This window comes from Paraburkholderia silviterrae, assembly GCF_004353915.1.
GTDB classification, from domain to species: domain Bacteria; phylum Pseudomonadota; class Gammaproteobacteria; order Burkholderiales; family Burkholderiaceae; genus Paraburkholderia; species Paraburkholderia silviterrae.
On sequence record NZ_SMRP01000009.1, the window covers coordinates 261,556 to 275,249 of the forward strand.

9 protein-coding genes are annotated in these 13,694 nt (G+C 61.9%); 2 read left to right on the forward strand and 7 right to left on the reverse strand.

Translation table 11 applies throughout. The features are described 5' to 3' along the window. Nucleotides 1–23 precede the first annotated feature (23 nt). On the reverse strand, nucleotides 24–653 hold the full coding sequence (locus tag EYW47_RS19845; RefSeq protein ID WP_133196533.1) for a LysE/ArgO family amino acid transporter: 630 nt from the start codon (nucleotides 651–653) through the stop codon (nucleotides 24–26). Nucleotides 654–1,028: 375 nt separating this feature from the next. Here EYW47_RS19845 and EYW47_RS19850 point away from each other — a divergent pair, with 375 nt between their 5' ends. Further along, nucleotides 1,029–1,718, forward strand: coding sequence for an NBR1-Ig-like domain-containing protein (locus EYW47_RS19850; protein ID WP_133196534.1), 690 nt, complete (start codon nucleotides 1,029–1,031; stop codon nucleotides 1,716–1,718). A 79-nt stretch (nucleotides 1,719–1,797) separates the two neighbouring features. Here EYW47_RS19850 and EYW47_RS19855 read toward each other — a convergent pair whose 3' ends face one another. The 4 genes from EYW47_RS19855 to EYW47_RS19870 form a co-directional block, all read right to left on the reverse strand. Further along, nucleotides 1,798–2,991 carry an aminotransferase-like domain-containing protein gene (locus EYW47_RS19855; protein ID WP_133196535.1) on the reverse strand — a complete coding sequence of 398 codons (1,194 nt, stop codon included), beginning with the start codon at nucleotides 2,989–2,991 and terminating at the stop codon, nucleotides 1,798–1,800. A gap of 115 nt (nucleotides 2,992–3,106) precedes the next feature. Continuing rightward, entirely contained in the window at nucleotides 3,107–4,606 is a 1,500-nt protein-coding gene (amaB, locus tag EYW47_RS19860) for an L-piperidine-6-carboxylate dehydrogenase (protein ID WP_133196536.1), read from the reverse strand. Between the two features lie 70 nt (nucleotides 4,607–4,676). After that, nucleotides 4,677–7,646 (reverse strand): FAD-binding oxidoreductase, encoded by a 2,970-nt coding sequence (locus EYW47_RS19865; protein WP_133196537.1) that lies wholly within the window; start codon nucleotides 7,644–7,646, stop codon nucleotides 4,677–4,679. Nucleotide 7,647: 1 nt separating this feature from the next. Next, a complete protein-coding gene (locus EYW47_RS19870) occupies nucleotides 7,648–8,694 on the reverse strand; it encodes a DUF1338 domain-containing protein (RefSeq protein ID WP_133196538.1) in 1,047 nt (348 codons plus the stop codon). A gap of 146 nt (nucleotides 8,695–8,840) precedes the next feature. On the opposite strand from EYW47_RS19870, the gene EYW47_RS19875 reads away from it, so the two are divergent. Next, on the forward strand, nucleotides 8,841–9,761 hold the full coding sequence (locus tag EYW47_RS19875) for a LysR substrate-binding domain-containing protein (protein ID WP_133196539.1): 921 nt from the start codon (nucleotides 8,841–8,843) through the stop codon (nucleotides 9,759–9,761). Between the two features lie 712 nt (nucleotides 9,762–10,473). On the opposite strand, the gene EYW47_RS19880 is transcribed toward EYW47_RS19875, so the two are convergent. Together EYW47_RS19880 and EYW47_RS19885 are read right to left on the reverse strand one after the other, a co-directional pair. Next, nucleotides 10,474–11,742, reverse strand: a complete 1,269-nt coding sequence (locus EYW47_RS19880) for an NAD(P)/FAD-dependent oxidoreductase (RefSeq protein WP_133196540.1) — start codon at nucleotides 11,740–11,742, stop codon at nucleotides 10,474–10,476. A gap of 135 nt (nucleotides 11,743–11,877) precedes the next feature. Continuing rightward, the gene (locus EYW47_RS19885; RefSeq protein WP_133196541.1) at nucleotides 11,878–13,464 is read right to left on the reverse strand and encodes an amino acid permease; all 1,587 of its coding nucleotides are present in this window, start codon (nucleotides 13,462–13,464) and stop codon (nucleotides 11,878–11,880) included. Nucleotides 13,465–13,694: the final 230 nt, after the last annotated feature.

Here is a 13,694-nt window from a genome sequence, read left to right on the forward strand (position 1 = left end):
ATAAATCGCACCGGCAATGCGTGCTAAAACAGCCGGGCAGCGTCCTCTATCAACCCAACAGTCAGGTACGCCATCAGTAGTGCGATTGCAGCGTCAAGCCAACGCCACGCACCAGGGTATTTGAACAGGCCAGATAGTTTGCGACTACCGGCGGCAAGAAGCATGAACCAGAGACATGAGGCGACAATCGAGCCAATCAAAAATGACGATCTCTGTCCGTTCGGCTTGGTTGCCGCTATCGAACCGATGAGGACTACCGTATCCATCCACGCATAGGGATTGGCAAAGCTTAGAACGGCGGCCTTACGTAGGGGGCTATGTCGGGTATTGGCTCTGCGGCTCATGTCGGGCATGGACTCATTCCTGATGCATGCCCAAAGGCGCTGCCCACCAAACCAGACGAGATAAGCTGCTCCAGCAAACGAAATCATGGACACAATCCGGGGGTGGTCGCGCAATAGCCTGGCGACACCGGCAGTCCCAATGATGATAAGACTGGCGTCGGCAACGACGCAAATCGCGACGACACCCCATACTGCACCACCACTGACACCCTGGCGGATAACCAGAATGTCCTTGGGGCCGGGCGCAGAGAACAGAGCGATGCCCAACAGGAAACCTTCAAGAAACAGCGACGGCAGCGAACCGTTCATTGCGCCCTCACGTCAAGCTTTCTCCGGTTGGGGGGCTATGGGCTTGTTGCCGAAGCCGGTGTGGTGATCGTTCACAAACACAATCAATAATGCTCTGAGCGAGACTGCCGATCTCATGTTCTTACGCCATAGCGCCATTCAGATAGCTATCCTTACTGAATGCGCGTGATTGACGATTGGACACATGCGCATGCCAGTAGCAAAAGCGCTCGCATTCCGCGAAATGCTTCGAACATGCTCTCAATCAACACCCCTTGGCCGGATGGGTCGCCCCTCGGGTTGTATTCTGGGAACGTCCTGGTTTATCGTGGCAATCAGAGTGTCTTTTTTGGCGAACAATCGATGTAGCCGCATGTCATTGCGCAAGGGAACCAAGTGCGACTGAAGAAAGAAACACTGCGTGCCTTGATTGCACGGCGGGGCCGCGAACTGGGCAAGTCGATGACGGCCATCGCCAGGGAAGCCGGCTTGTCAAGAACTTATCTGTATGGTCTTGCAGGCGGAGCGGCTCAAGATCCGTCAGTACGGACGCTGGTGAAACTAGCCAAGGCCATTGAAGTGTCGCCGCTGTTGCTGTTCCGGTACTACGCTGATCTCGGCGGAGCGCCAGCGACAGGCGCGCCAGTGGCACCTACGAATCGGGCAACGGGCGTGCGCGACCCGGAAGATGTCGCAGTATTCAATGCCGATGTCACAACACCCGACCATGCAGTTGTCTTGCCCGGCGAAGTGTTTCAGAAGGTGTGGGAAATTCAGAATTTAGGCGTGCGCCTCTGGTCCGGTCGGCGTTTGGTACGCGTTGACGGCGAGTATGTTATGGCGCGGCGCGTCCCGCACAAAGCCGAACTCGAGATCGTGCTCGACGCATATCTGTCGAGCTTGCATCGGGAAATCGCGATTCCGGATACGCAACCGGGACAGCCCGTCCGCCTCTGTGTCGATTTCGCGGCACCCAGGGAAAGCTGCACGGTCGCTTCGATCTGGCGGATTGAAGATAGCGAGGGACGTCCGTGTTATGGACCTTCATTCATCCTGCATGTAGTAGTCACCGTCATGGCGCGATAGTTGATATCGCCTCCCGCGTTGCATGGATACCCACTTGCCGCCGTGAGGGTCGGCCAGATCGACACTTGCGTTACTGCGCTTAGCGCACCGCGTCATAGGCCTGCTTCATTCGACGCGCGCCTTCCCTGATCGCTTCCACGTCAGGGGCGGCGAACGAGAGCCGCAACGCGGCACCATCCGCCGCATCGGCGTAAAACGCCTTGCCAGGCACGAAAATGACCTTCTGCTCGATCGCCCGCGCCAGCAAGTCCGATGCGTCGATTCCCGGTAGCCGGGCCCACACGAACATGCCACCCTCGGGCTGCTGAAATTCGATAGCTGCCCCCAACTGCTCACGCAACGCCGAGCACAGCTCGCGGCATTTCACGCCATAAGCCGCCGTGATTTTCGGCAGATGCTGCTCGAGCGCGCCGGCCGCGAGGTATTCGGCCGCTACCGCCTGGGTCCACGGCGAGCTGCAAAGATCGACCGTCTGCTTGGCGATCACGCAGCGTCTCATGATTTCGCGCGGGCCGACCATCCAGCCCACGCGCAGTCCGGGCGCCACGATCTTCGAAAGGCTCGCGAAATGCACGACCCAGTTGCGCGCGCCGTCGACCTGCTCCGCCTCTGCGAGCAGCGAACGCAGCGGCGCGCCGGCAAAACGCAAGTCACCATAGGGGTCGTCTTCGATCACCACGAAACGGTACTTGACCGCCAGCGCGAGCAGCGCGCGACGACGTTCGGCGGCCAACGTCGCGCCGGTGGGATTGGCAAAGGTCGGCACCGTGTATAACAATTTCGGCCTGCCGCACGCACCCGATTCCAGCAACGCGGCCAGCTCGTCCACCCGAATCCCATGCGCGTCGGTGGGAACGGCCACGATGCGCGCGCGCTGCAATCTGAACGCCTGCAACGTCGCCGGGTAGGCCGGTTCCTCGGTGAGCACGACGTCGCCGGGCTCGACGAGCACGCGCAGCAGCAAATCGAGCCCCTGCTGCGAGCCCGTGGTTGCCACGACCTCGTCGGCTTCGCACGATGCGCCGCGCCGCTCCATCAGATCGACGATTTGACGCTTCAATGTCGCGAGGCCGTCGGTCGGCCCATATTGAAGGCACTGAACCGCACTCGCGTAAGCGCGCTCCGCCGCAAGGCGCAGACCCTCGACATCGAACAGATCGCTGGCCGGGTACCCGCCCGCGAACGAAATCATGCCCGGCTCGCTGAGATACTTGAATAGCTCGCGAATCGGGGAGCCCGAGGGCTGCTGAAACGGGGAAGTGAACTCGTACATGGCGTCGCTCGAGAGAGGTCGAAAAGCGCAGTGGGTGGAAACAGGGGCCGTGCGCCGTCCGGCGACGAACATCCGGACGGCGGGAACTACAGCAATAAAGCAGTGCCTGGCGATTTCAGTCGATATTGAAATCGATGCCCTGCGCGAGCGGCAACGCCGATGAGTAGTTCACCGTGTTGGTCGCGCGGCGCATATAGCCCTTCCACGCATCGGAGCCCGATTCGCGTCCGCCGCCCGTTTCCTTTTCGCCGCCGAATGCGCCGCCGATCTCGGCGCCGCTCGGGCCGATGTTCACGTTTGCAATACCGCAATCGCTGCCGCTGGCCGAGAGGAAGCGCTCGCTTTCACGCATGTCCGTCGTGAACACGCACGACGAGAGGCCGTGATGAGCGGCGTTGTTGGCTTCGATGGCCGCGTCGAAATCGCTGTACTTGAGCACGTAGAGGATCGGCGCGAAGGTTTCCGTGAGCACGATTTCCGTTTGCGACGGCATCTCGACAATCGCGGGACGCACGTAGAAGCCGTGCTCGTTGCCGCTCACGATGTGACGCTCGCCGCCGAACACCTTGCCGCCTTCTGCCAACGCCCGCGCGAGCGCGGCCTGCATGCGGCCGAACGACTGCTCGTCGATGAGCGGGCCCATCAGCGTGCCCTGCTCCAGCGGATTGCCGATGGACACCTTGCCGTAAAGCGTCTTGAGGCGCTCGACCGTCTTGTCGTAAATGCTCTCGTGCACGAACAACCGGCGCAACGTCGTGCAGCGCTGGCCTGCCGTGCCAACGGCCGAGAACAGAATGCCGCGCAGCGCGAGCTCGAGGTTCGCGGTATTCGAAACGATGCCGGCATTGTTGCCGCCGAGCTCGAGAATCGAGCGTCCGAAGCGGCGCGCCACTTCGATGCCGACGGCGCGGCCCATTTCCGTGCTGCCGGTCGCGCTGACGATGTTCGAGCGCGGATCGGACACGAGCTTTTCGCCGACTTCGCGCCGGCCGTTGATCAGAATCGTCAGCCCTTCGGGTGCGTCGCCGAACTCTTTGAGCGCTTCCTGGAGGATGCCTTCCACCGCGAGCGCGGTAAGCGGCGTCTTTTCCGAAGGCTTCCAGATCACGGCATTGCCGCAAATGAGCGCGAGCGCCGCATTCCACGACCACACCGCCGCCGGGAAATTGAATGCGGAGATGACCGTGCACACGCCCATCGGGTGCCACGTTTCCGCCATGCGATGGCCGGGCCGCTCCGAAGCAATGGTCAGGCCGTAAAGCTGGCGCGAGAGACCCACTGCGAAATCGCAGATGTCGATCATTTCCTGGACTTCGCCCAGGCCTTCCTGAAGGATCTTCCCGGTTTCGAGCGTGATGATGCTGCCGAGCGCCTGCTTCTTCTCGCGCAGCTTGTTGCCGAGGATGCGCACGAGTTCGCCGCGGCGCGGGGCCGGCACGTTGCGCCAGACCTTGAACGCGGCCTGCGCCTTGTCGAGCAATGCATCGACGTTGGCGACCGGCTCGCTTGCGACGCGGCCAATCAGTGCGCCGTCGATCGGCGAATGAACGGCGATATCGCCGGCTTCCACCAGATGGGCGATGCCTAGTTCCTTGAGAATGCTCGATGCTTTCATGCTATGACCTCTTGATAATTCTGATTCGAAAAAATTGACGTTACCGAATGCGTGCGATGATCGGCGGCACTTACGCCGTTGTCTCCGCGCACGCGGACTCACGTTCGAGTTGCACCGGCTTCCGTTGTGCAAGCGCGCGCAATGCCAGTTCCGCGATATGCAGCGTGTGGCGTCCAGCGCCCTGAGCGATCTGCTCGCGGCAACTGAAGCCATTCGTCACGACCAGCGTCTCGCGCGGCGCTTGCCGCACGAGCGGCAAAAGCGTGTCCTCTCCAATCTTCATCGACAAATCGTAGTGATCGGCGTTGAAGCCGAACGAGCCGGCCATGCCGCAACAGCCGGTGTCGAGAAGCGTCCAGCGCACGCCCAGCTTGTTCAGCAAAGCGGTTTCGCCCTTCATGCCGAACAGCGACTTTTGATGACAATGCCCGTGCACCATCACGTCCGCATCGAGCGCCGGCCATTCGAATGGCGCTTGCGCCACGAAATCCGAAAAGAGGAAGCTCTGTTGCGAAAGCCGCCGCGCAATGTCGTCGTTCGGGAGTTGCTTGAGCAACTCGTCCTTGAACACCGAGAGACAGCCCGGCTCGAGCCCGACCACGGGCACGCCGCTGCGGACTTCGTCGGCGAGCGCTTCGACAATGCCGGCCAGCAGCGCCCGCGCCTCATCGAGCAAGCCATAATCGTAGAGCGGCCGTCCACAGCACAGACGCTTGCGCGGCAGCACCACTTCATAGCCAATGCGCTCCAGCACCTCCATCGCCGCCGTCGCAACCTGCGGCGAGAAATGATCGTTGAAGGTGTCGACCCAGAGGATCACCTTTTGGCGGGCCGCATTCCTCACGGCGCCCGGTGCCGCACGCGTTTTACCGTGCGATGCCCTGAACGACTTCGGCGCGAAAGCCGGGAGATCGCGCTGCGCGGCCACGCCCGCGACCCATTTGCCGATGCGGGCCAGCGGCGGCGCAGACATCGCGAAGTTCGCCAGCCGCGGGAAACGGCTCGCCCAGGGCGCCCATTGTCCGATTCGCCCCATGAACATCGCCTGCCGTGGCCGACGATGATTTTCATAGTAGTGCGACAGAAACTCCGCTTTGTACGACGCCATGTCGGTATGCGTGGGGCAATCGGACTTGCAGCCCTTGCAGGCGAGGCATGCGTCGAGCGCCTCCTTGACTTCCTCGCTATTCCAGCCGTCCTTGATGACCTCGCCCTGCAGCATTTCCCAGAACAGATGCGCGCGGCCGCGAGTGGAGAATCGCTCCTCCCGCGTGGCACGAAAGCTCGGGCACATCGTGCCGCCGTCGAGCGACCGGCACTTGCCCATGCCGATGCAGCGCTCGACCGCCCGCTGCATGCCGTCGCCCTCGAGGCTTTCGAAGGTTAGCTTGGTCGTGAGCGTGACCGGCTTGTACGACGGCCCCATACGCAAGTTCTCATCGGCACGGTAGGCGTTGACGACCTTACCGGGGTTCAGCCGATTCGCCGGGTCCCAGATCGCCTTGAACGCTTCCATCGCCTGCATGATCTCGGGGCCGTACATGATCGGCAGGAATTCCGCCTTGGCTTGCCCGTCGCCATGTTCGCCCGAGAGCGAGCCGCCGAAGTCCACGACGAGCTGCGCCGCTTCGCGAAGGAATCCTCTCCATTTGAGGACGCCTTCGGCCGTGCGGATATCGAAGGTGATGCGCGCGTGAACGCAGCCATCGCCGAAATGGCCGTACAGGCAGGTTTCATAGCCGTAGCGGTCCACCAGAGCCTGAAAATTGCGCAGATAGTCGCCCAGCCGCTCGGGATCGACGGCGGCGTCTTCCCAGCCCACCATCGGGTCGGGCTTGTTGGGATCGATCGAGAGCGCGACGGCCGATGCGCCCGTCTCGCGAATCGACCAGATCTTCTGCTGCTGCGCTTTCTCCGTGACGACGAAGCCCGTCACATCCGGGCCCGCCTCGCCCGCGAGGAAATGGCGCTCAGCCGCTTGTGCCTGACGCTTCGCGTCCTCCATCGAATCCGCGCCGAACTCGAGCACGACCCACGCATCACCACGCGGCAACAGGGCGATTTCCTCGCTTTTGAGGCCGCGCGCCTGCAGACCGCGCACGATGCCGCGATCCAGGCCCTCGATGGCGATGGGATTGAAGCGCGTGAAGTGCGGCACGGCATCCGCCGCAACGTAGATGTCCTTGAAGCCGAGCAGGAGCAGCACGCGGCAGGCCGGGCTATGCACGAGCCGCACCTTCGCCTGCAGCGTGATCGCGCACGTGCCTTCGGTGCCCACGAGCGCACGCGCAACGTTAAAGCCGTTCTCCGGCAGCAACTGGTCGAGATTGAAACCCGAGACGCGGCGCTTGATTTGCGGAAACTCGCGGCGAATGTAGTCCGCGTAGCGATCGCGCAGCTCGCGCAGGCGCCGATAAATCTCCCCACGACGGCCGCCTTCGGCAATGATCGCCTCCAGCTCGCCTTCGCTGGTCGGGCCGGCCCAGAAGCGTGCGCCGTCGTAAGTCAGGACCTCCAGCGCCTCGACGTTCTCCGCCGTCTTGCCCGCCATGACCGAATGCGCGCCGCACGAGTTATTCGCAATCATGCCGCCGAGCGTGCAGCGGCTATGCGTGGCCGGGTCGGGCGCGAACGTCAGACCGTGTACTTCGGCGGCATCGCGCAGCGAGTCGCAGATGACGCCAGGCTCCACGATCGCCGTTCTCGCGACCGGGTCCACGGACACCACGCGGTTCACATACTTGCTGGCGTCCGCCACCACCGCCACGTTCACGCACTGGCCGTTTTGCGAGGTACCGCCGCCACGCGTGAGGAACGGCACGTCGTGGCGCCGGCACACGGCCACCGCGGCAACGAGGTCCTCCACGTCGGCGGGGACCACAACGCCCAGCGGGATTTGCCGGTAGTTCGAAGCATCCGAAGCGTAGAGCGCCTTCGAACCGGCGTCGAACCGAACTTCTCCGCGCAGCGTGCGGTGGAGATCGGCTTGAACGCCTTCCAGCAACTGCTTACTGGCCTGAAACGGTGTGGCGGCTTTCACTTTACTTCCCGGCCGTAGCGGTGTTAGCGGTGTTGGCGGTCATCTTGAAGATGCCGGTGGCGTTGCCCGCGTCGAAGCGCAGATCGGTTTCCCACTGGCGCGTGGCCTGATTGAAGGTGCGCTTGCGCGTGATGAATTCGTAGAACGAGCCCGGCACCTCACGCACGACAATGGCGCCATCGTTCTGGCGCAGCTCGCGCAGCACGATATCGGCGCGATACGCGGTCTGAAACACGCGGCCCGAGCGCGAGCGCTCGACCTCCGGCTTCATCGGCCGGCCCTTGGCCTTCTCGTCGTCGGAGAGCTTGAACACGTCGGCCACGCGGTCGGTCGCATGGTTGAACGCATTGCCTTCCGTCGAGATCCACGCCATTTCGGCCGATTCGGCCAGCAGCGTCTCGTAGTCGTTGACGCTGGGCGCATCGTGCTGACGCGAAAACGCGCCGACGATCACGGGCAGCAGCTCGCGTGCGGTTTCGATCGGCAGATAGCCGTCGCGTGCGAGCTCGGCAAGCTGCGAGCAGGCGAGCGGCGTAAGCGGATCGCGCGAGGAGCCCAGCACGTTGGACACCGCCTGCTGAAATTCCTTCGAGAAGCGCTCCGGATGCAGCTCGCTCACGAAGAACTGCGCGATCTCATCCGGCGCATCTTCCTGAACATAGGCGCGGCCCGTCATGCCGAGCTTGTCCAGCGGATAGCGGCCATTGAGCTTGAAGCCGAGCGGCAACAGGATGCGCGTGAACGCGGCCTCGCCGGGGGGCAGCGCACCGCTGTGCGCCCAGCGCACCGTGCGCAGCGCGCCATGGTCGAAGTACACCGAGCCACCCTGCGCAATCGCGTCGTTGGTGTAGTTGCGGCCGTTGGGCGAGCGCTCGAGCAGGTCCTCGAACAGCGCCATGTTCATCGCTTGCGCCAGCTCGGCGCGCGTGACGACGCCCTCTTCCCATTCCTGCAGCAGCGCGGGCGTATTCAGGGTCGAAAACAGACGCTCGGTCTTTTGCGCACCGAGCAATCCCTTCAACAAGCTTTCAACATTCGAATTTCTCATTGCCATCTCCCGGATCACGGCGAATTCCAGCCAATTGGGGCATGGGACACATTCGATCCCGCGCCGTGCATGGATAAATTATTCAAAACGCCACGTCCGCCGTAAAGTGACATAAAATTGCCAGTCGATGAGTTTTTGGAACTACCATGCGCAAATTCAGGATCCCCAACATGAGCGCGCTGATCGCATTCGAAGCAGCCGCGCGGCATGAAAGTTTCACTCAGGCCGCCAAGGAGCTCTTTCTCACGGAGAGCGCCGTGTCCCGGCAGATCGCCACGCTCGAATCGGGCCTTGGCGTGCGCCTGTTCGTGCGTGCCAAGCAGCGCGTGGTCCTGACGCGCGCGGGCAAGCTTTACGGCATGCAGGTACGCCGCTCGCTGGAAAATCTCGACAAGGACACGCTCTCGATCGTCGTGCACGGCAGCGGCGGCGGCTACCTGGAGCTGGCGGTCCTGCCGACCTTTGCTTCCGAGTGGTTAATTCCGCGCATGAAGGACTTCAACGACCGGAACACCGATGTGCGGATCAATATGGGCGTGCGCACGGACACGTTTTCGTTCGATGAATCGCATTTCGAGGCGGCTATTCATTATGGGAAGCCTACCTGGCCTGGGACGACTTCCGATTATCTGTTTGGTGAGGAAGTGGTGCCGATCTGCTCGCCTGCGCTGTTGAAGAAGCCGATCAAGAAGGCGCATGAGTTGCTTGCGTATCCGCTGCTTCATTCGACTACCCGGCCTCATGGGTGGACGCAATGGTTTGCTGCGCTGGGGGTCGAGGATAACGCCACGATGCAGGGCGTTCGGTATGAGCTGCATACGATGTTGACCGCTGGCGCGGCGGCTGGGCTCGGTATTGCGCTCGTGCCGAGGTTTCTTGTTGAGGGGCAGCTCAAGCATCTGGGGCTTGTGATTCCCTTTGAGTCGCCTGCTGCCGCGGTTAATGGCAGTTCGGATGCGGCTTACTATCTCGTTTATCCTACGGAGTTTAGTCACGGGAAACCGCTCGAGGCATTTCGAGGGTGGCTGCTGGAGCAAGCCGGCGCTTATGCTGGTGTGGAACCGTAAGCGCGGTTAGTAGCGCTTTGGCGCGGCTTTTTTGGCGTTGGCCTTTCCTTGTATTCATGTCGGTATGCATGCGTTGCCCCTGTGCGGGGCGGCACCTACTTTTCTTTGCAGCCGCAAAGAAAAGTAGGCAAAAGAAAGCGGCTCAAACCGCCAGTGTGACGCAGTCCACCACTGCCCTGTCCATCGGAGCGGCTCCGGGGCATCCGTCACCCCGCACACTCCGCGTTAGTGACAAGGGGCTCATCCTTCCCGCCACGCGCTACGCGCGGGCGGAAGGGTCTACATGGAAAACCGGGCGTGTTGCGTGGCGATTGCGCGAAGTTATGCCGGGCAAATTGGCGATTGCCGAGGAATGGTTCCGGGCGAATATGCTGGAGTCCTACCGATACCCGAGAGTGCTTCCGTATGAATGCGTTGGAGTTCCACGAATACGTGTATATCCCGACGGTTTTGGTTATGCCCCACGGCGCGCGGAGCGCCGCCGGATGAATGAGCCCTTAGTCACTCCGCTAAACGCCCCGTGATGGCAGACGCCCCGGAGCCGCTCCGATATACAGGGCAGTGGTCCACTGCGTCACACTAGCGGTTTGAGCGGCTTTCTTTTGCCTACTTTTCTTTGCCGCGGCAAAGAAAAGTAGGTGCCGCCCCGCACAGGGGTAACGCCTGCGGCCCGCCGCGAATACAAGTTAAGGCCAACGGCAAAAAGCACACTTCAATTCCGATAAGCAGCGATCGCGTCACGCGCCTGAAACGCAGTATAAGTAAGCTGCGCAGCAGCAAGCCCAGCAATCCCGAACGTCCGAGTCAACCCAAACGCACCGAACCCCTCAGGCACCGCCTGTCCCATCGCCAGCGCATCCGCAAGCGTTTCACCAGCAACCGTGGTAGGCGCCATCCCATGGCCCCCAAACGCGATCGCGTGCCATACACCATCACCATCGCGCCCGATTTGCGGCATCTTGTGCCGGGCATAGCTCATCAACCCGCCCCAGGCATACTCAACCTTCACATCCGCCAGCTGCGGATAAACACGCACGAGATCACGCCTGAGTAGCCGCGCAATGGCCTCCGGCCCACGATCGAGCACCGAGATACGCCCGCCCCACAAAATACGGGTGTCCTTCAGCGGCCGATAATAATCAAACGCAAACCGCGTGTCATAAACCGCATAAGGCGCATCAATCGCATCAGCAAGCCGCGCACCAAGCGGCTCAGTAGCAATCACATAAGTCGCGATCGGCAGCACCGCACGCTCGATGCGCTGCACAACACCGCGCGCGTAGCCGCCGCACGCGAATACCACGTCCTTGGCCCTGACCGTGCCATTCGGTGTGCGCACAACGAAACCCGCACCGTCGCGCTCGATCGAGCGTGCCGGCGATTGCTCATAGATGCGCGCGCCGCCCTGCGCCACGGCATTCGCCACGCCGATCACATACTTGAGCGGATGGAAATGAAACGCGTTGGGTTCGAAGAGCCCGCCGTGATAGCGCGTGGTCTTCAGCCGCGCACGCAGTGCATCCTTCGTCACCGGCTCCCATTCGACGCCGAAGTCGCGCTTCATCAGCGAGCGCAATGCGTCGAGCCTCGACTGATCGTCGAACCAGTTTGCAAGCATGACGCCCTGGTCAACGAGATCGCAATCGATGCCATAGCGTGCGATGCGCGCGCGGATCAAATCTACGGCTTCGATCGTAAGTCCATACAAATGGCGCGCCTTGTCCGCGCCCAGCGTGCCAAGCAGGTCGCCATTGTCGAGACTGTAGCCGCCAAACACGAAGCCGCCGTTGCGGCCCGACGCGCCAAAGCCGACGCGTTCGCCATCGAGCACCACGACGTCGCGCACGCCGCGCTCAACAAGCCCAAGCGCGGTGTTCAGGCCCGCCAGGCCGCCGCCAATGATGCAGACCTGCGTGTCGACCTTGCCGCTCAGTTGCGGATAAGGCTGGCGAGTAACGGTGGATTCGTAGAAGTTTTGCATGCGATTTGGCTTCGAAAAAAACGGTCAAACAGATGCGCGCGTTTCGGCTGAGCCGCCTCGCATCCTTGTAGCAATGTACCGGCGCAAACGCCAGAGCGCCGCGCCGGTGCAACGGTCATCGCCCGACGCGCCAGATCACGCGTCCGGCACCACCTTCGGCTGGGCGCTCATATAGCCCGCATGGCTCTCGCTCGACGCGGTCCCGAACTGGCTCTTCGCATGGCGCTCGACCCAAGGGGCGATCTCCATGTCTTCGTAGCGCACCAGACGGCTTTTGCGCAGAAACGCGTAGCCAAGCCAGACCACGAAGAACAGCGGCAAGCCAATATAGGTTGCGGCCACTCCTGCCCAGTCTATCTTGTCGGCAAGAAAAGCCTGATAGTCCTGGCCAACCGTCACGACCGAACACAGCACGGCTGCAAGAATCGGGCCGAACGGGAAAAGCTTGGCCCGGTATGGCAGCTGCTCGAGGCGGTAGCCCTGCTTCAGGAAACCCTTGCGGAAACGGTAGTGGCTGATCGCAATGCCAAGCCACGTGATGAAGCCCGCCATGCCAGAGAGATTCAGCAGCCACAGGTACATCGTCTGGTCGCCATAGAGCGACGTGAGAAAGCATAGCGCACCCACGGCAGTCGTCGCGTACAGCGCGTTCAGCGGCACGCCGCCCGCCGAGACCTTCGCAAACAGCTTCGGTGCGCGGCCTTCGACCGCGAGATTGTAGAGCATCCGGGTGGACGCATACATGCCGGAATTACCGGCCGAAAGCACCGCGGTCAGGATGACCGCGTTCATCACGCCAGCCGCGAACGCGAGGCCCGCGTGACGGAACACGAGCGTGAACGGGCTCACGCCAATATCGGTCACGTCGCTTTTCAGCAGGTTCGGATCGGTATAGGGAATGATCATGCCGATCACGAAAATCGCCAGCACGTAGAACAGCAGGATGCGCCAGAAAATCTGCTTCACCGCGCGCGGAATGGTCGTGCTCGGGTTTTCCGCTTCGCCCGCCGCCACGCCAATCATTTCGGTGCCCTGGAACGAGAATCCCGCGATCATCGCCACGCCGAGCATCGAGGCCCAGCCGCCGACGAACGGCGCGTCCTTGATCGTGAAGTTTTCGAAGCCGTTGCTGGGGCCGCCCTGCATGATGCCGAAGATCATCAGGACGCCCACCGCGATGAACGCAATGACCGTCACCACCTTGATCAACGCGAACCAGTATTCGGCCTCGCCGAAGCCGCGCACCGACAAGCCATTGAGCGCGAAGATCAGCGTGAGAAATAGCGCGCTCCACCAGACGCCCGGAATTTTGGGGAACCAGTAGTGCATCACGAGCTGCGCGGCCACCAGCTCGACGGCAATCGTTACGGCCCAGCTATACCAGTAGTTCCAGCCAAGCGCAAAGCCAAAGCCTTCGTCGACGAATTTCGCGCCGTAGGCCGCGAACGATCCCGACACGGGCATGAAGGCCGCCATCTCGCCGAGACTCGTCATCAGGAAATAGACCATCAAGCCGATCACCATGTACGCGAGCATCGCGCCCCCGGGGCCCGCCTGCGAGATGGAGGCGCCCGCGGCAACAAACAGGCCCGTGCCAATGGACCCGCCAATGGCGATCATGCGCAGATGGCGTGCTTGCAGTCCGCGATGGAGTTTGGGTGCCTTCGATCGCGAACCGGAACCGGATGAGTTCGGGGATGGATTGTCGGGTTGTGAACGCATGACGTGCGCTGTCTCCTTGTTTGTCTCAGATGACGATGCACGTCCGGTTCTGCTCTCTCCCGCTAGCGGCATGAACGCACTGAACCGGCCGACGTGCGTGTCGCCTGCATCGTGGGGCCGGCCGCACACGATAAGCCCTGCGGCCGAAAAAACGCCGGCTGTGGGTGGCACAGGTCTCGACGCCGGACAAAGTGTATTGATTTACCAGATGAAACGCCAAACGACATTTC

Bases quoted from the DNA above. Each gene is read 5' to 3' on its own strand.
- amaB (WP_133196536.1), bottom strand. From the start codon at position 4,606: ATGAAAGCATCGAGCATTCTCAAGGAACTAGGCATCGCCCATCTGGTG.
- EYW47_RS19880 (WP_133196540.1), bottom strand. From the start codon at position 11,742: ATGCAAAACTTCTACGAATCCACCGTTACTCGCCAGCCTTATCCGCAA.
- EYW47_RS19845 (WP_133196533.1), bottom strand. From the start codon at position 653: ATGAACGGTTCGCTGCCGTCGCTGTTTCTTGAAGGTTTCCTGTTGGGC.
- EYW47_RS19855 (WP_133196535.1), bottom strand. From the start codon at position 2,991: ATGTACGAGTTCACTTCCCCGTTTCAGCAGCCCTCGGGCTCCCCGATT.
- EYW47_RS19870 (WP_133196538.1), bottom strand. From the start codon at position 8,694: ATGAGAAATTCGAATGTTGAAAGCTTGTTGAAGGGATTGCTCGGTGCG.
- EYW47_RS19875 (WP_133196539.1), top strand. From the start codon at position 8,841: ATGCGCAAATTCAGGATCCCCAACATGAGCGCGCTGATCGCATTCGAA.
- EYW47_RS19885 (WP_133196541.1), bottom strand. From the start codon at position 13,464: ATGCGTTCACAACCCGACAATCCATCCCCGAACTCATCCGGTTCCGGT.